The organism is Pantoea sp. X-Soil-TKNS-1279, assembly GCF_059730565.1.
The window spans coordinates 1-22,342 of sequence record NZ_AP035952.1; the positions used below are offsets into that span (position 1 = coordinate 1).

General features: G+C 49.4%; 17 protein-coding genes. 7 read left to right on the plus strand and 10 right to left on the minus strand.

Annotated features, from left to right (window positions below; translation table 11 throughout):
• The first annotated feature begins 182 nt into the window (after positions 1–182).
• Both AC6I8N_RS25785 and AC6I8N_RS25790 read left to right on the plus strand, forming a co-directional pair.
• Positions 183–1,385: an AAA family ATPase gene (locus tag AC6I8N_RS25785; RefSeq protein WP_497831658.1), complete on the plus strand. Its 1,203-nt coding sequence runs from the start codon at positions 183–185 to the stop codon at positions 1,383–1,385.
• Between the two features lie 2 nt (positions 1,386–1,387).
• A complete protein-coding gene (locus AC6I8N_RS25790) occupies positions 1,388–2,371 on the plus strand; it encodes a ParB family protein (protein WP_497831659.1) in 984 nt (327 codons plus the stop codon).
• Positions 2,372–2,789: 418 nt separating this feature from the next.
• On the opposite strand, the gene AC6I8N_RS25795 is transcribed toward AC6I8N_RS25790, so the two are convergent.
• Positions 2,790–3,323: a hypothetical protein gene (locus AC6I8N_RS25795; RefSeq protein ID WP_497831660.1), complete on the minus strand. Its 534-nt coding sequence runs from the start codon at positions 3,321–3,323 to the stop codon at positions 2,790–2,792.
• A complete protein-coding gene (locus tag AC6I8N_RS25800) occupies positions 3,317–3,457 on the minus strand; it encodes a hypothetical protein (RefSeq protein ID WP_497831661.1) in 141 nt (46 codons plus the stop codon). Before AC6I8N_RS25800 ends, AC6I8N_RS25795 begins: the two co-directional genes overlap by 7 nt.
• Before the next feature lie 357 nt (positions 3,458–3,814).
• On the opposite strand from AC6I8N_RS25800, the gene AC6I8N_RS25805 reads away from it, so the two are divergent.
• Positions 3,815–5,638 carry a glycosyl hydrolase family 18 protein gene (locus AC6I8N_RS25805; RefSeq protein WP_497831662.1) on the plus strand — a complete coding sequence of 608 codons (1,824 nt, stop codon included), beginning with the start codon at positions 3,815–3,817 and terminating at the stop codon, positions 5,636–5,638.
• Between the two features lie 71 nt (positions 5,639–5,709).
• On the opposite strand, the gene AC6I8N_RS25810 is transcribed toward AC6I8N_RS25805, so the two are convergent.
• Positions 5,710–5,955, minus strand: coding sequence for a hypothetical protein (locus AC6I8N_RS25810; protein WP_497831663.1), 246 nt, complete (start codon positions 5,953–5,955; stop codon positions 5,710–5,712).
• Positions 5,956–6,151: 196 nt separating this feature from the next.
• Positions 6,152–7,387: a hypothetical protein gene (locus tag AC6I8N_RS25815; protein WP_497831664.1), complete on the minus strand. Its 1,236-nt coding sequence runs from the start codon at positions 7,385–7,387 to the stop codon at positions 6,152–6,154.
• A gap of 201 nt (positions 7,388–7,588) precedes the next feature.
• Here AC6I8N_RS25815 and AC6I8N_RS25820 point away from each other — a divergent pair, with 201 nt between their 5' ends.
• Together AC6I8N_RS25820 and AC6I8N_RS25825 are read left to right on the plus strand one after the other, a co-directional pair.
• Positions 7,589–9,754, plus strand: coding sequence for a glycoside hydrolase (locus tag AC6I8N_RS25820; protein WP_497831665.1), 2,166 nt, complete (start codon positions 7,589–7,591; stop codon positions 9,752–9,754).
• Positions 9,755–10,006: 252 nt separating this feature from the next.
• Positions 10,007–12,106, plus strand: coding sequence for a M60 family metallopeptidase (locus tag AC6I8N_RS25825; RefSeq protein ID WP_497831666.1), 2,100 nt, complete (start codon positions 10,007–10,009; stop codon positions 12,104–12,106).
• 42 nt (positions 12,107–12,148) lie between these two features.
• Here AC6I8N_RS25825 and AC6I8N_RS25830 read toward each other — a convergent pair whose 3' ends face one another.
• Positions 12,149–13,612 (minus strand): hypothetical protein, encoded by a 1,464-nt coding sequence (locus AC6I8N_RS25830; protein WP_497831667.1) that lies wholly within the window; start codon positions 13,610–13,612, stop codon positions 12,149–12,151.
• Between the two features lie 296 nt (positions 13,613–13,908).
• Between AC6I8N_RS25830 and copM the strand changes: the two genes are divergently transcribed.
• Positions 13,909–14,274, plus strand: coding sequence for a CopM family metallochaperone (copM, locus tag AC6I8N_RS25835; RefSeq protein WP_497831668.1), 366 nt, complete (start codon positions 13,909–13,911; stop codon positions 14,272–14,274).
• Positions 14,275–14,498: 224 nt separating this feature from the next.
• Here the strand turns inward: copM and AC6I8N_RS25840 are convergent, their stop codons facing one another.
• On the minus strand, positions 14,499–15,557 hold the full coding sequence (locus AC6I8N_RS25840) for a hypothetical protein (RefSeq protein WP_497831669.1): 1,059 nt from the start codon (positions 15,555–15,557) through the stop codon (positions 14,499–14,501).
• Between the two features lie 181 nt (positions 15,558–15,738).
• On the opposite strand from AC6I8N_RS25840, the gene AC6I8N_RS25845 reads away from it, so the two are divergent.
• Positions 15,739–16,713: a hypothetical protein gene (locus tag AC6I8N_RS25845; protein ID WP_497831670.1), complete on the plus strand. Its 975-nt coding sequence runs from the start codon at positions 15,739–15,741 to the stop codon at positions 16,711–16,713.
• Between the two features lie 129 nt (positions 16,714–16,842).
• Here the strand turns inward: AC6I8N_RS25845 and AC6I8N_RS25850 are convergent, their stop codons facing one another.
• The 4 genes from AC6I8N_RS25850 to AC6I8N_RS25865 form a co-directional block, all read right to left on the minus strand.
• Entirely contained in the window at positions 16,843–20,181 is a 3,339-nt protein-coding gene (locus tag AC6I8N_RS25850) for an ATP-binding protein (RefSeq protein ID WP_497831671.1), read from the minus strand.
• Positions 20,138–20,734: a response regulator gene (locus AC6I8N_RS25855; protein WP_497831672.1), complete on the minus strand. Its 597-nt coding sequence runs from the start codon at positions 20,732–20,734 to the stop codon at positions 20,138–20,140. Before AC6I8N_RS25855 ends, AC6I8N_RS25850 begins: the two co-directional genes overlap by 44 nt.
• A gap of 204 nt (positions 20,735–20,938) precedes the next feature.
• Positions 20,939–21,901 carry a ComEC/Rec2 family competence protein gene (locus AC6I8N_RS25860; RefSeq protein WP_497831673.1) on the minus strand — a complete coding sequence of 321 codons (963 nt, stop codon included), beginning with the start codon at positions 21,899–21,901 and terminating at the stop codon, positions 20,939–20,941.
• A gap of 63 nt (positions 21,902–21,964) precedes the next feature.
• On the minus strand, positions 21,965–22,282 hold the full coding sequence (locus AC6I8N_RS25865) for a hypothetical protein (RefSeq protein WP_497831674.1): 318 nt from the start codon (positions 22,280–22,282) through the stop codon (positions 21,965–21,967).
• Between the last annotated feature and the right edge of the window lie 60 nt (positions 22,283–22,342).

Here is a 22,342-nt window from a genome sequence, read left to right on the forward strand (position 1 = left end):
GGATTTTTAACGTTATCTTCAGGCAGCAACAAGGCTGCCAGCCGCTTTATCATGAAAATATCAGTCAGATTAGATAAATCCAATCCTTGGGAAAAATTCCAGTTTTAATGTATTTTCCTGAAAAATTGGCAGGTGCCCGCTTTTTGTGTATCATGCCAAAAAACATTACATCTGAGGACGTTATGAAACGTGACTATGGCGATGTGCTGGAGACAGCCAAGCGAGCGCACAGTTTATTGCAGGGACTGAGCAATCACATTGAACAGCAACGGGCTGAATTCAACCAAACCGGGTATTACCAGACCTGGTCACGTAACGCGGTGGCGAACTTCCCATTATTAAGTAAACATGCGGTGGTAGCCGCCATCGGTGATATGGAAGAGGCAGGATACGAGTTCGGTAAAAAGCAGACCGGCAGCACCGCGCAATATGCGTTGACGCTGCAAAACGTCATTGATATCTACCAGCACCGCAACGTCCCAAAATACCGCGACAAACATAAAGGCCCGTTTGTGGTGTTTGTGGTTAACCTCAAAGGCGGTGTATCTAAAACCGTCAGCACCGTGACGCTGGCGCACGGCATGCGTGCTCATCCAGCCATGCTGCATAATGATTTACGCATTCTTGTGATCGATCTTGACCCGCAGGCATCCAGCACCATGTTTTTAAGCCATAAAGACAGCATCGGTTCGAAGGCAGAAACCGCTGCTCAGGCGATGCTCAATGACCTCGGACGTGACCAGTTACGCAGTGAATTTATTCAGCCGACGGTAATGCCAGGTGTGGATGTGATGCCCGCATCGATCGATGACGGTTTCGTTGCCAGTGACTGGGATGCGCTGGTTCAGCAATATCTGCCGGGTGTTGCGCCCTCGGAGGTGCTGCGCCGCAATGTGATTGACCGTCTGGCTGACGACTATGATTTTATCTTTGTAGATACCGGGCCACATCTGGACTCCTTCATGTTGAACGCCATCGCTGCCAGCGACATTCTGCTGACACCGACGCCACCGGCGCAGGTCGATTTCCACTCCACGATGAAGTATCTCACTCGTCTGCCGGAAATGCTGGAGCGGATTGAGAAAGAGGGCGTTGAGCCTCGTCTGAAAGCAAATATTGGTTTTATGTCGAAGATGACCACCAAGCATGACCATCTCACGTCGCAAAGTTATGCGCGCGAGGTATTTACCAAATCGATGCTCGATGCATCACTGCCGCGTCTTGACGGTTTCGAGCGTTGTGGCGAGTCGTTTGACACGGTAATCAGCGCCAACCCGCTCTCCTATCCGGGCAGTGCCGATGCGCTGAGAAAGGCCAAGTATGAAGCAGAACAGTTCTCCCGTGCTGTTTTCGATCGCATTGAATACATCAGGAGTACGCTGTGAGTATGCATAAACCCGTTCAACGTATTGGTCGTACCATGGGCCAGACGGCTATCGCTAACTTTATCGACAGCAACAATGCCTCACGCACCTTCACCCTGAAATCAGGCAAGAGCGCCACCTTTACCCGACAGCTGATCCCACATGGCGACATTACATCTCGCACCTATGTCGATACCCAGATTAACGGGCGCGATCAGGCAACGCTGACTGAGGAGTCGGTGCGGGACATCACGCGTACCATTGGTCTGCAACAATTCTTCCCGGCAATTGGTCGGCAGAAAGATAATCGTATCGAGATCATGGATGGCTCGCGCCGCCGTGCAGCCTGTCTGTTCGCCGGAGCCAGCCTTGAAGTGTTGGTTACCAACGACGAGCTGGATATCAGCGATGCCCGCCAGTTGGCGGCCGACATTCAGACCGCGAAAGAGCATAACCTGCGTGAACTGGGCTTGCGCTTTGCCCTGATGAATCAGAACGGCATGAGCAAAAGCGACATCGCTAAAGTGGAAGGGATCTCTAACGCCAAAGTGACGCGCGCCTTTCAGGCCGCTTCAGTTCCGGCAGAGCTGATCGCGTTGTTCCCGGTGGTGTCGGAACTGACGTTACCAGACTATCAGTTACTGCTGGATGTGACCGACAATGCCAGAGCAGAAAGCGTGGCGATCGGTGACGTGGCGGAACAGGTACGCAAGCTTATCGGTGAGCATCCGCAGCAGATTAACAGCGCGGATGAACAAAAAAATCAGATCCTTGGCCATTTCCGTGCGGCTAAGCGCAGCCTGATACCGCCTAAAGCAAAAGCATTGGTAACGGAAAAGCTGGCAGATTTTGACGATCGTAATATGCAGGCCCGTCGTAAGGTGAATGCGGAAAAGCGCGCGATCAGTTATGAATTTGTACGCTTACCTAAAGACGCTGTGGAGCAGATTGAAGCCGCTATCAAGCAGGTATTGGCGGGAGTAAAAGGAGTAAAGATAAAAGAGTAAGTCTCCCGATGCGGGGTCACTCCAGATAAGCAGCAGGCGGTGCCACCAAATGGATAAAAGCATTCGCGGTTGATCCATTGTCCGGCTTCATTCACCACGCCGGTTATGCTGCCAAGACTAAAATGGGAAAAAGTCTGATTTGTACGGTAAAGGTGGCTGTGCCCCGCGGCAATGACATGTAATCGCGAAGATTGCGGAGTAGGGGAGGTGCAGATGCGTATTTCCAGACCCGGTAAATAACGCACCTGCTGCCTCCGCTGCGCAGAGGGGGCGTATTTCTCGCTGCGCTGACCGGGAGCGCAATAACGATAAAGTTCATGGTGTTGTGCCATAGTGGTTTTCCTCAATTTACGGAAAACGACTATCGCTTATCAGTTATCCATTAAAAATATTCAGAGAGTGTTATCGACCAACCCTCTTACTCTACCGTTACCGTAATATCGCTGTAATGCGTTTCACCCTGCTTATTTTTCACCTCCAGACGATAAGTGACCTTACCGGTCTTCCCGCCCGGAATCAGCGCTCGCGCGGTGGGTTGGTAAACGTTACTCACCCAAACTGCACGGTCCTGCACCTGTAACCAAAAGTCGTCTTTGCCTGAGACGATACTCCAGCGATATTCATCGGCATTTTGGCTTGCCAGGCCATTGAGGTCATAACCTCTGCTTTCTGGGTTAGATTTCACCGTGAAGTCTTTTCCGGCGATCGCCACCGGGGCGGTATTCTCCTCCTCCGCTTTCACTTCGTAGCGGTAAAGTCCACGTCCGACGCCAAAGTAAAGCGCATGCTCCGTGACCAGCGATGAAGTTACGCCAAATTCTCCTTTCGGTACCGGCAGGGTGAAAAGGGGATTAAATGCTGAGTTGTCTGCCGTGGTGGTAATGGCGCCCACTTCTTTGTTATTGGAGATAAACATTTGATAAAGGTGCTGGCCGCGCGGATCACTCACCATTTTTTTGCATACTGCGCGTTGTTTTCTGTCGGGATACTAATTTCAGACAGCAACTGACCGGTTTGGGCATTCAGGGCATACAGTTGCGTCGCGTTACCGGCATAAACCACCGGTGCGTTATCGCTCTCATTCAATAAGGTGTCATCGGAATATAAGAGCGGGCATGACCACTCTTATGTGCTGGCCAGTGTCGGCTTTGCTTTCTGATTCGGGGTCATGTCTGGCCTGGTGCACGATTGGTTGTGCACCGGGACGGTGACGCAATACACGCATTTATTTTGCCATGCGCTTCCGCTGTCATTACCCCGTGTAAGTCAGCTAAGCGGCATAGGTGGCGGCGGTTTTTAACCCGCCATCAGGATTAGTCAGAACATCCTCATCTATTCCTCTGATATTCTCTGCCAGCTGTAGGGTTTTCGCATCGTGGTTGCTTGAATAATAACGTATTTTTCCCGGTCGAAATTTATGTTTAATTATTGAGGCCCGCTACTTTGAAAAGAAAGCTTAATGTACTGACTCTGGCATTGCTGCTGTGTGGTGCAGGAAACCTGGCACACGCTGCCACGCAGGACGCGGCATCACAGATGCCAGATATCAGTAATAAAAAAGTGTTGCTGGGGTATTGGCACAACTGGCCCGGCACCCGCGATAATCTGGGCTATCTCGGCGGTCTGCCATCCAGCATATCGCTGCGCGAAGTGCCTGCGGAATTTAACGTTGTCAGCGTCGCCTTTATGAAAGTTTTCGACGGACAAGACGGCAATATTCCCACCTTTAAACCTTATAACGCCACTGATGAAGAGTTTCGCGCGCAGGTAGCTGAACTCAATGCGCAAGGCCGTCCTGTACTTATCTCTCTTGGCGGCGCTGAAGCGCATATTCTGCTGCATAAAGGGCAGGAGCAGGCACTGGCGGATGAGATCATTCGTCTGGTTGAGGTTTACGGTTTTGACGGGCTGGATATTGATCTTGAGCAGAGTGCCATTACGGCTGGCGATAACAGCTCGGTAATCCCGGCAGCGCTGAAAATGGTGCGTGCGCATTATCAGCAGCAGGGTAAACATTTTATTATCAGCATGGCACCGGAATTCCCCTATCTGACCACCGAAGGTGCCTATAAACCTTATCTCCAGAACCTGGAAGGGGTTTACGACTTTATCGCGCCGCAATATTACAACCAGAATGGTGCGGGTGTGGATATGAATACTGAAGAACATGCGCAAGTGGGTGTCTGGTATTTGACACAGAACGACGATGCCCGCAAGGAGCACTTCCTGTTTTATCTGACCGATAGCCTGGCTAACGGTACTCGCGGCTTTACCAAAATCCCCGCCAATAAGCTGGTTATTGGTCTGCCGACCAATAACGATGCGGCTGCTAACGGTTATGTGAAAGATCCGCAGGCGGTATATAACGCGCTGGCCCGTCTGACGACGGCTGGAGAACCGATCAAGGGTCTGATGACCTGGTCCGTTAACTGGGACAACGGGAAAAACAAAGCAGGGCAGAGTTACGGTTACGAATTCGCTAATCGCTACAGAAACACCCTCGACACGTTGCCGGATGTGGAAGCGCCGTCCATTGTGACTGGCATCACCCACAATCAGCAGAATAACAGCGTCATTCTTAACTGGCAGCCTTCCAGCGACAACGTGGGTGTAGTGGGTTACACCATCTGGCGTGATGGCATGCAGGTGGGGACTTCAATGACAACTGCCTGGGTTGATAACAATATTCAACATCATCAGCCGAACGATGTGGTGTATCAGTATTGGATTACGGCGAAAGACGCGGCGGGTAATGAGTCCCCTGCCAGTCAGAGTGTTGCGGTGGTGGTGAAACCTAACGGTCCGGCAAACCAGGCACCAATCGCCCACGCGGGTGTGGATCAGACCGTGCAGAGCAACGCCAGCGTAACGCTGGACGCGTCCGGTTCTACCGACCCGGATAACGATGTGCTGAGCTATGAGTGGAAACAAACCTCTGGACCGACAGTAAACTTTGTTGTTAATCGCGTGACGACCACCTTTGTGGCACCACAGGTGAATAGCGACACCACCCTGACGTTCTCAGTTACGGTGAAGGACAAGGAATTTAGCGCCACAGCGAGTACCCGTGTGCTGGTGAAAGCCAAAGTCGAAGAGCCGGGCAATGGTGGTGACACTGGCGCTACAACCGCGTTTAAAGCCGGTACAGCTTACGGTAAAGGCGATAAAGTCAGCTATAATGGAAAAGTGTATCGCTGTTTGCAGTCGCATGTGGGTGCCAATCATTGGGCCCCTGATGCTGCTGTCAGCTTATGGGTAGCTGAGTAACGCATACCCCGGTGATACTTAATGTAAAGCGGCTTCGTTTTTACCGAAGCCGCTTTTTCATTTCTGCGCGTTTATTTTTTATTGCCACCAAAAAACCGTAAAAATATCTTTTCCACCGTAAAATCCTTCACCCGATGCAGGAATTTCTTTTTTGACAGCGGAAAAATAACGAATGCGGTGACGAAGGCGAAAATTTCAGGCTCGTCGATATCCGCCAGACGAGCAAAGGCCGGGGAAATCGCCAGGCAATTTTTTGAAATGCGGTGAACGGAAATATGAAGGTGTGCTGCATTTACATTGCGTGGGATGATCTCCACGCTGTCGTCCCTGATTCAGTGCCATTACATCTTCCCTGTGGCGTTATCTCGCAGGGAGAGTAACGCATCTTATCAACGTCTGGAAAGGGCGATGTGAATTGCTGCGATCGACCTCTGTTTTATTTGTGAGAGATGACGCACAAGCGGTAAATCAGGGCGACAGATCACAGCAAAACGTTTCTTCTTCTGCTTCTGCCTATATTGTTGCAGGAGCGTTAAGATCGAAAAGAATACTCAGTTTCCTGTCAAGACCTGTTATTAATGCTTCCGCTTCCTGACTGAAGCCAGCGATAGCGAATGCGGAAGAAAATTGAGCTTTACTTTGCGGTGTCATTTGAGGAACGCGAAGTGTTTTTTTTATGCCTTGCCATTCTGTAACCTCGACATGCGTGACGAAATCAGAATAGTTATACGCGATAAATTTATGGTCAGGGACAACGGTGATGAGGCCTTTTTCATTTTTATTATCACCGGTGTTTGTGAAGCTAATTATTTTTTTGTAAAGGGTGCTTACGGTGGCTAACAGGGTTGCCATCATGTTTGCATTTCTTGTCATAAAATGTCCAGAACGTGTTTTGTCTTTCATTAATGACGCTGCGACGATGCCAAAATAAATATTTGATATGACCAGAGAAAGGATTTCAATGGCCGGGGTGACGAATTTTCCAGAGTTATTTAATGAGAAGTCAATCTGTAAAATATCCATTTCTAATTGATTGCATAAATATTCAGTTCGTTGTAAATCAGCAATGGGTGATGTGTCTTGTGTGACAGCGGGAACGTGGTCTGTTTGACAGCGCCTGCCTTGTTGGATTAAGCCTGTTAGTTGATGAAAATTATCTTTATACACCGCCAGATTATGTAGGAATTCAACAGTTTTCCAATCTTCTGTCGTTGTGTTCGTTAATGATCTGAATAACAAAAAAAGCTCATGTTGAAACCAGGTTGAAGCACAACGTGATTTCTCGTCCTGCAATGCATAGAGGGGATTGAGAATAGTATTAAATAGCGTGATGACGTGTTCTCGAGGCGTAAAGATGTAGAGCATCTTTTTGCCAATGTTCTGAATTAATGCCTTTAGTATTTCAGTGTCGATCTTCTTCAGGTTCAGGATTTTATCAAGTGGTAACTCGCTAGTTAACAGGTAATTCAGTAGCGCCTCTGCTTTTTCAACGGGAGATGATTTTTCCTTTAGCAACGTTTCAATAGTTTTCTGTGCGCTGCGTACGTTTTTTTCTGGCGTACCTGGAATGATGCGATTGAACAACCTCCCGAGGTTATTTCTTCGCCTTGCAGGGGGCTGAGTTAGTGTCTGTTGAGCATTTTCAATGCATTCAATGTGAGCTGACATTTCATATTGGCTGTGGGTTACATCTTGATCAACAACAACCCAACCTTCCAGATTCGTGATGTTATCATGAATTCTATTCATATTATCCTCTTGCGAAATATTGAAAACTTTCGTTAATGATATCTGGAGTCATATTCAATCACTGAGATAAGTAATCAAGAACGCCTGAATGTTAATGTAAACTCAGGATTTTCAGTCTGATTATTATCCTGAAAATCAGGTGTGCTGTCTGATTTCCCCCCTACACTCTGCGCTCAATATCACTTTCGTGAGTGTATTTGCATGAATAAGCTTTTACTCGCTACGTTGCTATTTATTATTGCTTTTTCCACCTCTGCCATTCGCTTACAGCATGGGGCGGAGAGTTTTATGATTGATCCAGCCACGCTTCAAATTCAGGTGGGTGATACGCAGGTCAACGGCCCGCAGTCTGTTCAGACCGTAACCGCGTTGCAAACCACCGCTACTGCGGCCAGTTGGTACTGGCCTGCAAAGCGCCTGCATATCAACGCCGATGTGGAGGGGGCCGATCTGCGGATGACATTTCGCAGTGATCAACCTCAGGTACTGAACTGGTTTGATTTGCCGAATGACACCCGCGTGTTGCTGTTGCCTTTGGGGGAGGGGAGCCGCATTCCACTTGATAACCCGGAATGGCAGACCTACCTGGCACATGAACAGGAATCGATTGATACCAATTACGATCTGAAACTGCCGCTCTGGAGCCAACAACAGGATAAAACGTACAGTTGGCTACTGCTGACGCCATTTCACAATCGCATCACCTTTCGCCAGCACGGCAACCAGTTAGCGATGCACAGCCAACACGAATTTAACCAATTTAATCAACAGCAACCGTTTGAAGTGTTGTTGCATGTTGGGGATTCTCTCTTATCGGGTGCATTGCGTTATCGCACATGGCTGAAACAAACCGGGCAGTTCAGCACCTTGCGTGAAAAGCTGGCAGCAGAGCCGGAAGGGCGGAAACTGATTGGCGCAACCTTTCTGTACCTGTGGGGCAGCCAGTTGCTGGCACCGGAAGATATCAGAAACTGGTCTGGGTTGTTCTCCTCCCTGAAATCGCCTGCGGGGGCGACAGTGAAACGCAACATGGGTGCCGAAGCGCAGAAGATCCTGCAACAATCGCGACCGCAGGACTGGCAGAAAAGCGCACTTATTACCGCACTCAACCGCGCGTTGGTGGCGCAGGTGCCTCTTAACGCCACACCCGACGATCCAGATTATCTCAGGGCGCAACAACACCAGGCGGCCAGGGTTCGTCAACTGGCGCAACAGCAATTAGGGGGCTACCTGACGGCCCCTCATCTGTGGGGGCAGGGGTTGTCTGAAGCGGTGATCGACAGTTTACATCGTGCGGGTCTGGCACGGTTATGGTTGGGGACCGATACCTGGACCGCCGCGTTTCTTCACCCCAATGCGGTGGCTCGCGCCAAAGCTGCGGGTTATCTGGTCGCGAGTTACGATTCTTACGACACCGCCTTAGCGCCGGGTCGCAACGATAGCTGGGTTACTGCACAGCTACCTGCTGAAATACGTGAACGTTGCGCCATCGTTCGTGCTGATGGCAGCAAAAAGCCCGGCTTTGGCGGTGAAGGGTATTATATGAATCCGGGTTGTGTACTGCCTTACTCACAACAAAGAATACGCGCGTTAATGCAACTGGCCGGCTTAAACAGCCTGTTTCTTGATGTAGATGGCACTGGTATGGTGGATGATGATTACCAGCCTGCACATTTGACCAGCGCGACACAGATGGCCGCAGCGCGTAATACGCGTATGGCGTGGTTCAGTGAGCAGATCGGGCTGCCTTTAGGCTCTGAAGATGGAAACGCCGTGGCGGCGCGTTACCTGATGTTTGCCCACGGCGCGGAAAGCTGGGGTTTTGGCTGGCGAGATAAAGAGATGCGGCATGACAAAACGTCACCTTATTACCTTGGCGCGTGGTGGCCGGATGCCGAGCCAGCGACCTTTTTCCGTGCGGCTCAGCTCAAGCCTCTCTATCGTACTGTCGTGTTCGATCCGCGCTACCGCGTTCCCTTGTATCAGGCGGTCTTTCACGACGCGGTGATCAATACCCATCACTGGACGCTGGATAACCTGAAATTCCCTGAAGTCACCCGGACGCGTGACTTGCTAAGCCAGCTGTATAATACGCCGCCACTCTTTAATGTCAGCCGTGCCACGCTGCGGGAGCGTCTTCCGGAGATCATCAAGGCTGATGCGCAGTTTCGCCCGCTGCATCAGGTGCTGTGGGACAAAGCGTTGATTGATTTCCGCTGGCTCGATAAGGAAGGATGGGTGCAGCAGACAACCTTTAGCGATGGTTCAGTGCTGATAGCGAATTTTTCCAACGAGAAACTTGAGGGCATAGCACCACAGAGTCTCAATGCGCGGCTGGCAAGCAGACCCGTCCCTTCTCTTAACTGACAGGCATTTTCAGGTTTCGTGATGGGTATTATGTGGTTATTTCCAAATTTTCCAGAGAAAATTCTTAATTTTTACCCGATAACATCTGATATCAGCGTTTCATTACTTCGCATTAAATGTTTCTGAAATTATCTGAAACATTTTGAGAGAGTTATGAAACAATTCAAATTTGGATGTCTGGCTTTAGCCATCAGCAGTTTGTGGGTGCCAGTGCATCTCAGTGCATCACCTGTATCTGACGCAGCGAGCAGTATGTTCACGCTGCATCAGGTGAATGACGGCATTATTCCGGCACGTCAGTTTACCCTTGCGCAACCCGGCACACCGCATGAATTACGTATCAGTCAGCAACGCGGCTATGACCAGACACCGTTGCAATCAACCGGATTTTGGGTAAAACAAGGCGATGTACTGAACATCAACATCACTTATCCGGCGAATGTGGCAGCACCTGCGCTGGAATCTTTTGTTAGCGTTCCGCACGATCGCACCTGGAAATACACCCACGCGATGCGTCAGAGCCTGAAACGGGGCAACAACACCCTACAAGTTGACCGGGATGGCATCTTGTATATCGCCAATCACAGTAACCCGATTGCGGGTGATATTCAGGTCGATATTCAGGGTGGGCAACCTTTTCCACGTTTTATTCTGAAGCAAAATACAGCAGATGACTGGCAACGCATGCTGGCCGACCCGGAAATGCAGGCGTCACCTTATGTTGAACTGCTGAGTGACCGCATGATGATCACGCTGCGTCGCAGCATTGCCGAGAAGTCAATCGCGCCGGCAGATGTCAATGACATGCTGGCCACCTGGGACAACATCGTCACCTGGACAGAGGACCAGTACGGACTGATCGAAAGCGCTGCGGACAGCAAGCATCGCCGAATCCCGCATCGCTTCCACTTTGTGGACGGCATACCGCCGCAAGGCGTGGCGAATAATGATACCTGTTATGGCGAGTTAAACTCCTGGACATGGCGCTTGCAAGCCTGCTCCGACGCTGCGATGCGCACGGTGGTTCACGGACCCGGTATGGTGCAAAACGGCTGGGGTCCATGGCATGAACTTGGCCACCAATTTCAGATGGAGGGGCAAAAATGGAATGACATGGGTGAGGTCAGCGTCAACCTTACGTCTTTATATGTTCAGCGCGAACTCGGTGCGCGCTCACGTCTGGAAACCGCCGGTGATTGGGCTAAAGCGTTTACCTATTTTCAACAACCACAACGCAATTACCATACGCAGGATTTGTTTGTGAAGGTGGCGATGTTGTGGCAACTCGACCTGACCTTTGGCAAGGATTTTTACGCGAAGCTGGGACGTATTTATCGTGATATGACCGACGTGCCCGTTACCCACGACAGTAAAATCCAGCGCTTCATTCTGGAGACCAGCCGCCTGGCGGGCTACAACCTGGTGCCTTTCTACGATCAATGGGGATTACAGGCTTCCGATGCGACACGGCAGAAATTGACACAGCTGGCGCTGCCGATGATGAGCGATCCTATCTGGGAGAACCGCGACGAGAATATCAAATATGACTATTCTCAGCCTCAGGATGTGCTACCGGTGGCCGTGGCTGGGGCAAATTTTACCGTCACAGGTACCAGCGATGCCTCACGCGCTTATGCTCTCGATGGCAGTGCCAGTAAAAATGCCGTCAAGTACAAATGGGATATGGTGAAAGGCGGTGGCGACTTCTATCTGCAAAATGCGGAGGGTGGACAATGGCAATGGGTGGTCAATACCGCTAAAGCGCGAGCCCTGATCCCGATGAATAAGAGCGGTGAAGTGACATACCGGCTGACGGTATGGGACAAAAATGAGCGGGAAGCCTCGAGTCTGATCACCGTAACGGTAGAAAAACCGCAGCAGGTGAACCAGGATGCGGCCTTTGTGAGTGGCGCAGCGTTACGCGTTACGACGCAAGACAACGGCAATACTATGACGTTTAACGGAGAGGTGACAGCCACCACTGCGCCGACCAACTCAGCATCTTATGACTGGACGATCCCGCAGGGTAACAGCAACGGCAGGGCACAGCAGAGTTTTACCGTCAGTAAACAGGCGCAGATACAGAATCTGAACGTGTCGGTGGTGGTGAAGGCCGGGACACATTCACGCACCCTCAGTCAAAAAATTGTGGTGCCCGCGAAAGAACAGCCAGCCAGCGGGGCAGCGGCATGGGATGCGGGCAAAGTCTACACCTTATGCGATAAGGTCAGTTATAACGGGAAGGTGTGGGTCAGTGGCTGGTGGACGCGCGGTGATAACCCCGAGAACAGCGGGCGATGGGGTGTGTGGCGCCCATTGGGAGGGGATAATATGCATGCAGGTTGTCAATAAGTGAGGCGCGCCAGGCCGGTGATTAACCGGTCTGGCTTGATATCAGTTGGCATTTTTGCCGGTCACAGTCTTCATAATTTCCCCTGCAAAAAAGTGAGCGACCAGAGGTTCTCCTTTTAACATTACCAGTACGTCATAATTATTTTTGTATTCTCCGAGATGAGTGATATTGGGCGAATTGACGGATTCTGTCGCACCCAGGATATATCTATGATGCGTATCAGCCGGGTCTAAGTCCTGAATAAGTTTATCACCTTCCGGATCGTAACCTGTCAGAAAATTATTATCTGTATCTTTAATAATCCAGTAACTGTTGGTGATTTTTGCCAGTGCCTGTAAAAACTCAGGTTGAGTCAATTGGTTGACCGAGCGATTAATGAGCGGTGGGGTGTTTACCGCGGGAGCATCATTCTCACTTTGCTCGATCGATATACGAACCTCATTACAAAAGTCATTAACTATTTTAGCAGGCACTCCGGCATTGTCGGTCTTTTCTCTGGCGATTTTATGAATCTCAGCCCATTTTTGGCAACATTCATAAGCGTTGCCTAAAAGTTCAGTGAGTAACTTGATGTTGCCTGAAAAAGAGATTTTGCCATCAATATACATAACTGTGAAATTAAAGCGTAAGTAATTGTTGGTTTGCACGGAAATACTAACGCTCTGGCACAGATGCCAGGTTATTGCCGCATTGATATCAACAGGGCCGTTGCCAAAATTTAACCAAAATACTTTGTTAGTATCGTTACTTTTAATTCCGTTGATGAACATATTGGCGATGGCTTCAGCCAAAAATACAGTAATATTCTGGTTTGCTTCAGTCGTTCGGAGGGGGGCAATCGTCGTGTTGTTGGCAGGCACAGGCGATGGTTCAGACTCGTCTGCGTCGCTGCCATAACAATAGTCAGACAATCGGTCCAGTCCAAACTCACATATCGCCGTTGGCAGGCGACACAAGGTGTCATACAGCATGTTTTTAGTTGGGTTTTCGGGGTAAATGGTGGTCATTCCGCTCTCAACAAAGAAATTACACTGTACTGAACCCTGATATGCGCCAGAGCCAAATTTGGCGTAGGGGATGGCTTTATCGAGGTGTTCGAGTTTTTCATAGGTGAATTCACATTTCCATTTTTTAGGATTGAAACTGCCATTATAGGTAAACTTCATTCCCCATTGATGGACAGAAAGTAAATAGAAACCTGCCTGTTCCTTACCCACTTCTAAATGCAAAGGATAAACCGACAAAGCATCTCTTGTTATGACCGCCGTCGCTGTACCTTTGAGGTCAATATTAAATACACGAATTTGCGGTCCAAATTGCATTATGTTCATGGTGCTGGTTTTGGCGAGTTCAGTAGAGATTTTCCTTGCTGATGATATCGTGTGACAGACCTTGTTGCTTATTTCTTTGATGTGTTGAGCGAATGAGGAAGCAAAGTTGCCAGATGTTCCAGGGGCAACGCTGTTTTGCCACGGTGATATCGCAATAGAGTGTGCAGTTATCATAGATGATACTTCTCTCTTATTTTTGGTAATGATAATTTACCGGATTGCAGGCATGGTTTAGCAACTGATATCAGTTAAACATCAGCATATTTGTTTTTTGTAATCATCATTATCCGGCACGTTCATAATTCTTTGCCTGATTAAGATGGCGTGAAGTCTAATATAAGAACCTTCATGTGTTGTCTTTGGCGTCTTCATTTTTTGCGCTGGATCAAAATTTATTATTCGTTCTCGTGAAACCATTGCAAAAAGTTATCATCACTCACGTTATACTTAAATATCCAGGAAATTTCTATATGAGAAAAATTCAACTTTCTTTGGCCGCGTTGTTAATTTCTGTTCCGGTACTGGTAATGGCTAATCAGACGCACAGTGACGAACACGCGCATCAGATGAGCAGCGAAACCACAACCTCAGCAGCTTCTCAGGAATATATGCAAGGCATGCAGGGGATGCATGAGGGGATGATGCAGGGATTAAACGAATCCAACCCGGACCGCGCTTTTGCAAAAGGGATGATCGAGCACCATAAAGGTGCCATCGCGATGGCCGAGACGGAATTGAAATACGGTAAAGATCCGGTGATGCGTGAACTGGCGGAAGATGTGATAAAAGCCCAGACCGCGGAAATCGATCATATGGAAGCCTGGCTGTCAAAATAATCCCTTTCTCGTCGCGGCGCGATTTATCGCACCGCGACGAACCCTGTTATCGCTTCGGTGGGGTAAGGCGTGATCTCTCCAGCTTACTGATTGCCTCTTCAGCCATATTATTCTCCGCTATCTCCGCCACAGTGATTCAGCTGATGCAGCAATTGGTCAGTGTTGATGGTGCACACCGGATCGCTAAAGCGTGCAACGTCTGTTTCGCCATTCTCAAGGGCGACCTAGTTTTTAACGAATCGTTTATAGTCAGCCAAATCCACCGTCATCCTGTTTTCGTCTTCTGCACTCAATTGAATATGTTTTCCTGGGTTAAACCGGTTCAGATCCCGCTTCATCTGACGCAGTTGTTTGGTGAAACGCTGAATAAAACCCTCGTCTTCACGAGCAAAAAAGAGTTGCAGCAGACGATTAACCAATGGACGTTGATGGGCAGCAGTTAAGGTTTTGATGGCGCGTTCCAGCGCCTTAAGGATTTTCGAGGTTTGATTTTTAGCCAGCATGCCGGGATAGAGATCGGGAGTACGTGTCGCGAGTCCGTTGAAGTCAAAGGCGGTTCCAATCACGATATCGATCGGCAAAGGGGGATTTTGCGCTGACGCCAATTTTGCCAGCGTATAAGCTACATCTCTCTCTGGCGCATTGCTGACCAACTCGCTGATGGCGGTCAGTGAACGGGTGACGCAGCTCAGCGGTTGTCCATCAAATTCCACTAAGTGAAGGACGGGACGCGAATCTGTGCACTGAAGTAGTTCAGTCAGCTGTTTTCGTTCGATATGATCGCTGCTACTTAGCGGACGGCGATCGTTAAGCGTCTGAAGATAGTTGGCGAAACGGAAAGGTATTAATCGGCGTTGCCGTTCGGCAACGGCGGCATAGCAGGTGGTGTTATTTTGGCAGCGGTCACTGTTTCCCTGCATTCTACAGGGATCCAGGGCGGTAGCCAGGGTTTCACACACCTGATAATTGATGGCCAGAGGTTCGGCAACAAAACCGCTAAGTAGCGTGCGAAATAATGTTCCCAGCGCTTGCGGCGTGTTTTGACAGGATGTATCACCATCAATAAGGTACAAACAAGACAGCAGCTGTCGATTTTGCGCAATTTTCTCGTCTGCTGCGGTGACATTGAGAATATCGTCAAAGCAGGGTGGCGTATGCAATAAACCAGCGCAGCGGGTTATTTGCCGATTGATGAAATCAACGCCTTTGTTGATACCTGGCAGGGTGACGCGAATAGCGTTACTCAATAAAGGCATTGGCAGGTTCCGAATCCTGATCACCATCTGTACCCACTGCCGGATATTTTCCGGCGTTTACAGTGACAAAATAATGAAATTGGACTTAACTCAGAGGATTGCTGAGAGTAACTGGTTAAGATGATCATTTACGGTACGGAGTTTTTATATCAACTCGCCACTGTCCTGGGGGATGCCGCAAGTGAAGCGGTGAATAAAGGGAGTAATTATGCCACAAGCGATTTCGCCAATAAATTCGGCAACAATATCAAATATTGATTGTGAAAGTCAGAAGAGTAAACCCTCTATTTTGAAAAGGTTGGTGTCATTTTTCAATTGTGCTGCTTTTCCGAAGAGTTTTCACAGCAATCGAGATTATTACAATGAAAAAACACATGCCAGTCTTGCTGATAAAATAGCGCGCAGTCGTGATAAGAAATTTTATCATGCTCTGCAAGGGAGTAGTGATTCGATTTCAAAGTACTTTGATATTGACATTGAAGTCAAAAAGAATTTTTCTGGTCTGGTGAAAGAGTTTTCTCAGGCGTATGAAAGATATTATACCAAAGTGAATAATATAAACGAACTACGTCGAAAGATGTCTAATCTGGGTTATGATATAGACCCCATTAAACAAGTCGTCAGTGTCAACATTAATCTTTACCGCTACGAAAATGTTACGCATAGTATAGAGCCATATAATGCTTCAAACAGAGGTGATCGTAGGTTTTCGGAAACGGTTCGTGATGAGATCTGCCGACTATACTTCAAAAAGTCCAGTATGGAGCAAATGGTATCTGAACTCAGAGAGAAGTTTTTCAACTATGAAATTACCATTATGCACCAGAGGGGGGCTGCCAACACTAAATCCGCAAGTGACGCGGTTTGTGTTTTTCAATTTTCGATAAAAACCAACAAGGATGTCTTTCGGATTGTGGCTGAGAATATCTCTTTTTCAAAGGTCGAGGCTGAAAAAAAGTTGACTTCTGAAGAGAAGGCAGAGGCAGAAGAGTTTATTTCAAAAAGAAATCAGTTAGATCATGACATAGATTCTTTTAAAGAACAGTTGATGAAGTGTGAGTTACAATCTAATACATCATTTGAAGCGGATTTAAAAAGCAAAGTTGCAGAACGTGATTCTTTATTGAATTTTTTTGCAAACACTCTGGAAGTTATGGTTAATAAAATTTACACAAGGCGATAGTAATCATCCGTACAGGAAACATATGAAGAGCTCTGCTATATCTTCAATCTCGTTTGGCTAAAACGTTATTCCGTAGCGGCGTGATTTATCACGCGAAGGTAAAATAGCGCAATAGATCGCGCCGCTACGTCAGACCTGTTCTGTCCTCAGCGCCACATCCAGCCGCGTAAGGCTTCGTTGCATCACCTCTGAGAAATTTATCACTAAAGTCTGAATATCTGCTCGCGCCACGCGCCCGCTGTCCAGATATTCCGGGAGCGACTCCAGCACCAGGCAGGCGCGCAGTGCCGCAGCCATCCCCAGCAGGCTCCATGATGCTTTCAGCCGGTGTGCAATGCGGCTGAGTTCCTCCGGCTCAGGGAAGGGCGATGTCAACAACGCCAGGTCGCTGCGAATGGCGTCATGCATCTGCTGCCGCATCTGCTCGATAACGTCAGGTTGATGATTTGCCAACGCATAGAGTGCTTCAAGGTTGGGCTCCTGTCGCGTCTCAGGGTTATGCTGTGCCAGCGCGTGATGCAAACGTGAAGCGGTCAGGGGTTTGCGTAGCAGGTCGTCCATACCAGCATGCCGCGCGCGCTCCTCTTCGCGTGGCAAGGCATTGGCGGTGCAGCCCAGCATTATCGCCGGGGCGCTACCCTGTCCCAGCAGCTCACGGATCAGCAGGGTTTGTACCAGTTCATATCCATCCATCTGTGGCATCTGGCAGTCGGTAATCAGAATATTGACGGGCTGGCGAGCGATAAAATCCAACGCCTCATCCGCACTGCCACAGCAGCTGGCCTGCATACCAAATTTCTCCAGTTGCAAACGTAGCACCGTCAGATTGGGGGGGAAATCATCCACCACCAACACATGCTGGCGCGACAACTGGGTGGGCGTGATGGGGGTATCGACAGGTTGTTCCTCGGTTCTTTCCAGCGGTATATGGACCTCGACCTCAGTGCCTTGTCCCTCCTGACTGGTTACACGCAGCGTACCCGACATCAGTCTCACCAACTGGTGGCAAATGGCCAGCCCGAGGCCGCTGCTTTGCGGCGTGGCCTGGTCGACCTGAAACCAGGCCTGTCCCAACTGGGACTGCGCTTCTGCCGACATCCCGATGCCGCTATCGCGTACGGTGAGGATCAACTTGCCCGGCAGCTCACGCGCGATAAAACTTACGCCCCCTTCTCGGGTGTATTTGATGGCGTTGCTGAGCAGGTTGGAGACTACCTGACTCAGGCGAGTTTTATCAAACAGGTAATGGTTGTTGTGAGACAGCGCCAGCTCGCTATGCCATCTCAGTCCCTTAGCCTGCGCACTGCGGCAGAATATTTCGCCGCTGACACTTAACGCCTGATAAAGATTATGTGGCGCAAGATCCAGCTGTAATTCCCCGGCTTCGATGCGCGAAAGGTCAAGAATGTCGCCAATCAGATCGCGCAGCGTGACGGCTGATTGCCAGGCAATATCCAGATTTTGATTGTTATCGCGCTCCAGCTCCAGCAGCCCGAGGACCGCGTTGAGCGGAGTGCGGATATCGTGGCTCATGCGTGCCAGAAACGCCGATTTTTCCTCGCTGGCTTGTTTCGCCTGCGACAGTGCATGATTCAGTGCCTCGGTCAGCGCGGCTTTTTCGCTGATATTGACCCAACCGCCGACCATTCCGTGCGGCCGACCACGGTTGTCACTAAAGCTGCACAACCACCAGAACAGGGTTGTGATGCCGTCATCCAGCGTGGTTTCGCCGGTGATCGGTAGCGGAGAATTCAGCAAGGTCAGACGCTGCGGCAACGCGAGTTGTCGGGCGATAGCGCCCAACGGCAGGTCAGCCAGAATGGCACCTTCCTGTAATGTTGGGGGCAGAAAGGGCGCGCTACGGAAGGCGTCATTGAAACGCGTCAGGGTGCCGGATGGATCACAGACAAACAGCGGCACCGGTGCGTTGTTCATCAGGGTTTGCCACAACGTCAGGGCATTATGTAACGCGACGGTATCGCGCTCACGCTGCCGACGCTGTATTTGCGCCAGACTGAAGGCCACCAACGCCAGCAACACTGCGCACAGCGCCACGATCCCCAAAGCAATAAGCCACAGGTTATTGCCCGTCAAACGGTTACTTTGCAATGCCACCAGACTTCTGGCGCGACTATTATCGACTTCAGTCTGGCTGACGGGCGCCAGTACCTGTCGTACCCGCTGTGTATCGGCATTATCAGCGGCGCTGATCGTAAACCAGAGCGGCGTTTCAGCCAGATCAAGTGGGGTCAGTCGTAGCTGCTGTTCATTTTGTTGTTTTAATACATAATCCAGGCTGAAGATCTCCCCCGCCAGGCCGTCTGCTCCTCCGGCATGCAGTAAGGCCAACCCTTGTTCCAGGGTATCCACGATCACCAGATTATCGGCAGGCAGTCGGTCTTGCAGTTGGCTTAACAAGGGCGAATAACGCAGTACGGCAATCCGTCTATCTTTTAGCCTGGTGAAAGAACCGGAGAGCTGACTCTTTGCGGCGCTGACGATCCCCCAGTTAAGGGCGTCAAACGGCACCGCCAACGGGTCAGGTGACGTTGCAGCGGCAATGATTTGCAGATTAATAGGGACGTCAGGGCTGCCCTGGACAGGGGTTTGCAGGGCGAATGTCAGGCTAAAGCGGCTTTCAGGGAACATCGCCGTCAGCAGGTTATACCAGACACCGCGTACCTCACCCATTTTATTGATTTGCACCCACGGCGGGGGAGCATCCGGCACCACGACCTGTACGGCAATGGGCGGGGCCAGTTCCGCGTTGGGGGGATAACGTGCACTGAAAACGCTGCCGGTGGGAAGTAACCATTTTTTTTCCAGCTGTCCGGCATCCGCCTGGTTGAGCGTGGCAATACGCTGGTTAACTTCGACTATCAGATTATGTCGTGATGGCAGCGACCAGGCGTAGAAATGCAATGAAGGTAACTTGCTGTCACTGCTCAGGACCAGGTCGGTATTGGGAGCATGTGACAGATAGCGATTGAGCAAAAACGCCGGGGCGATCAATTGATTGGCTTCACCGCGTATCAGTCGTTGAATATTCTCATGCAGATCACTGTCGCCAGGCTGGTTATCCGGCAGCGAGGGACTGGCCGGGATCGCGGGAAAGCGTAACGTGGCTCCCTCGCCAGGGGGGCTGGTTTTCAATATGTTGAGTGGAAAGGCCAGCAGCGGGTCGCTTCCCGCCAAAGAGGGCAGCGGTGGGGTTGTGGCAATCAATAAATCAATCTGTCTGAGATTCAGCGCTTTCAACGCGTCTTCCCGACTATTCAGACGGACCAACTGTGGCGCGGTAAATAAGATGCTGGCTTCATCGGCCAGAATGGCGTCAAAAGGGGGGGCTTCGTTGAGGAGTCCAATACGCAACGGAGCGGCGTGCGCGGCGGGTGCGCACAGCGTGAATAACAGAAGGAAAACGTTAGCTGCCCAGCCCCAGGCTTTGCGCGCACTGAAAAAGTTCATAATCGTTGGTGGCCCCGAGCTTGCGCATGGCACTGTTTTTTTGCGTACTGATGGTTTGTTTGGTGCGGTTGAGCTGCTCGCCAATCTGGTTGACCGTCATGCCGCGCAACAGCAGGCGTAGTATTTCAATTTCACGTTGAGTGAGATGGGCTTCGGGTTTGCTGGTGTCGCTTTGCTGCTGACGCGGACGGCGTAGGGTCCTGATAAGCTCAGTCGACAGACTGTTTTTGCTCAGTACTGCATGCACGCCATGACGGCGCAGGGCAGCCAGGAGTTCCGGGTTGCTGATCATGGTGATCACCACCACCATACTTTGTGGATAGCGACGTGTCAGACTCTGCACCATCGCCAGGCCATCTGGAGCCTTTTCTCCAGGCATACTCAGATCGGTGATAATAATGTCTACCGGTCGTTGCGCCAGTTGCGTCATCAGTTGGTCAGCGCTGGTGGCTTCATGGGCGATCTCATACAGATCGTGGCGTGTTTGTAGCAGGGTACGTAACCCCAGCAGATAAACCGGGTGATCATCCGCAATCAGGACTGTTTTTTTCATAGGCACGAAGTCTCAAAAAGGGGCTGTCGCTTCTACTATATAGCAGAGATCGCGGGGAGACTGCTTCCCCCCCACACGAGATGTGACTGGCTCTGCAAGATATTTATACTGCCATCAGCACAGGAAATGAGTCAGCAGGTGATGCTTAGCAGAGTAGCCCGGGCTGATGGCCGGTTCGCTATCTGTTAATGAGAACCAATAGACCTAATCTAAATGATAAATCTGCTTTGCAAATTTATTATAAAGAGAGAGCTTGAAAAATTTGTAGTTTGGAACGTTCTGCCAATATCTGTCCGAGGTAAAATCAACGACATAACCCTGGTTTTGCGCAAGCGAAATAGCTGTATTTGATGGGTGTTTGTGGTGGTCATTAAAGCCGAAGCTAAAAACAAATTTTGCCTTTTTGTTTGCGGGTAAGGGGAGTCTTGCTGGTGTCAGCTTTAATGACGGTAAATGCTTTGAACCATGATGGGAGGCTATAACTGAGGTATAGCTCACTTTAAGCCAGGCCTCTTTTATTTGATAGTCAGCATCTCCAGGTATGAATACATGCATCTTGTAACCGGTCTGCTGTGTGCTGAGGATATACACAACTCCCCTGTTGTTCGAATTTTCGTTCTTTTTGCCACAAGCGTACAAAACTTCTTTATTCACACCTAGCGATATCTTTCCTTCAGTTTCATGATCAATAACCATAAATTTATTATTTTTAACAATCTTTAAGATTGTTTCCCAGACCAATAATCTCGGCTCGTAATCAAATGCTTTACCTATACTACCCTCTTCAATTATGTCTATCGAAAACGGGAAATACCAATAACAGTCCAGTAAAAAATTAAATTTCACATGCGTTGCAAGTTGAAAATGGTCTTCATCCCAATGAGAAAGGAAAACGACTTGTGTGGAATCCAGTTTATCGTTGAACTTGTACTTTCCATTGCTAATGACACCCTTATTGATAGGGGTACCATGCCCTACATCAAACAAGCCCATTGTAACGCCTTCACGCGTGATTAATCGTGATAACGCGCCTTGTCCTATCGGCTCCGTAACTAAGTTTATGTTGCGGGATTTGACATATTGTGCATGTTTGATTTTAGATTTGTAACGAGAGGATAATATCTTTTTTGCCACGTTGTAATACAAATAGCACTCTCTGCGCCACATTAAATACAAATCCCTGACGCCTGAGAAGTTCAGGTTAATTAGTCTGATGTATCGGTAGTCTTCCTAGATGTTTTGGAAGTAAGCAAATATTCCGCCCTGCGCCTCTTCCTTACTGGAAAAAGTAAGTGTCAATATAACAGGCCCCGTTCTTGCTGGAGCGATCTGGCGGAGCCGCGCCAGTTCTCTTTGCTGGAATGGTGTTTCTTCATAAAAAAATTCGGCTCTGTATAGCTGGATACCAACAGGGTTTCTCTGGCGTAAATCCTCTGCCAGATAGCCATCAATGGTCAACGCCAGACGTGAAAACTCAACTTCATTCTCCGGTTCTTCAGTGTCACGGAATTCATGCGAAACATAACCTATAAATTTGACTTCTTCCATCTGAAAACGCCTTGTCATCAGGACATAAAATCATACGCTACAATATGTTAACCGCAAATG

Bases quoted from the DNA above. Each gene is read 5' to 3' on its own strand.
- AC6I8N_RS25785 (WP_497831658.1), top strand. From the start codon at position 183: ATGAAACGTGACTATGGCGATGTGCTGGAGACAGCCAAGCGAGCGCAC.
- AC6I8N_RS25790 (WP_497831659.1), top strand. From the start codon at position 1,388: ATGCATAAACCCGTTCAACGTATTGGTCGTACCATGGGCCAGACGGCT.
- AC6I8N_RS25795 (WP_497831660.1), bottom strand. From the start codon at position 3,323: ATGGTGAGTGATCCGCGCGGCCAGCACCTTTATCAAATGTTTATCTCC.
- AC6I8N_RS25815 (WP_497831664.1), bottom strand. From the start codon at position 7,387: ATGAATAGAATTCATGATAACATCACGAATCTGGAAGGTTGGGTTGTT.
- AC6I8N_RS25820 (WP_497831665.1), top strand. From the start codon at position 7,589: ATGAATAAGCTTTTACTCGCTACGTTGCTATTTATTATTGCTTTTTCC.
- AC6I8N_RS25825 (WP_497831666.1), top strand. From the start codon at position 10,007: ATGTTCACGCTGCATCAGGTGAATGACGGCATTATTCCGGCACGTCAG.
- AC6I8N_RS25830 (WP_497831667.1), bottom strand. From the start codon at position 13,612: ATGATAACTGCACACTCTATTGCGATATCACCGTGGCAAAACAGCGTT.
- copM (WP_497831668.1), top strand. From the start codon at position 13,909: ATGAGAAAAATTCAACTTTCTTTGGCCGCGTTGTTAATTTCTGTTCCG.
- AC6I8N_RS25840 (WP_497831669.1), bottom strand. From the start codon at position 15,557: ATGGTGATCAGGATTCGGAACCTGCCAATGCCTTTATTGAGTAACGCT.
- AC6I8N_RS25845 (WP_497831670.1), top strand. From the start codon at position 15,739: ATGCCACAAGCGATTTCGCCAATAAATTCGGCAACAATATCAAATATT.
- AC6I8N_RS25850 (WP_497831671.1), bottom strand. From the start codon at position 20,181: ATGAACTTTTTCAGTGCGCGCAAAGCCTGGGGCTGGGCAGCTAACGTT.
- AC6I8N_RS25855 (WP_497831672.1), bottom strand. From the start codon at position 20,734: ATGAAAAAAACAGTCCTGATTGCGGATGATCACCCGGTTTATCTGCTG.
- AC6I8N_RS25860 (WP_497831673.1), bottom strand. From the start codon at position 21,901: ATGTGGCGCAGAGAGTGCTATTTGTATTACAACGTGGCAAAAAAGATA.
- AC6I8N_RS25865 (WP_497831674.1), bottom strand. From the start codon at position 22,282: ATGGAAGAAGTCAAATTTATAGGTTATGTTTCGCATGAATTCCGTGAC.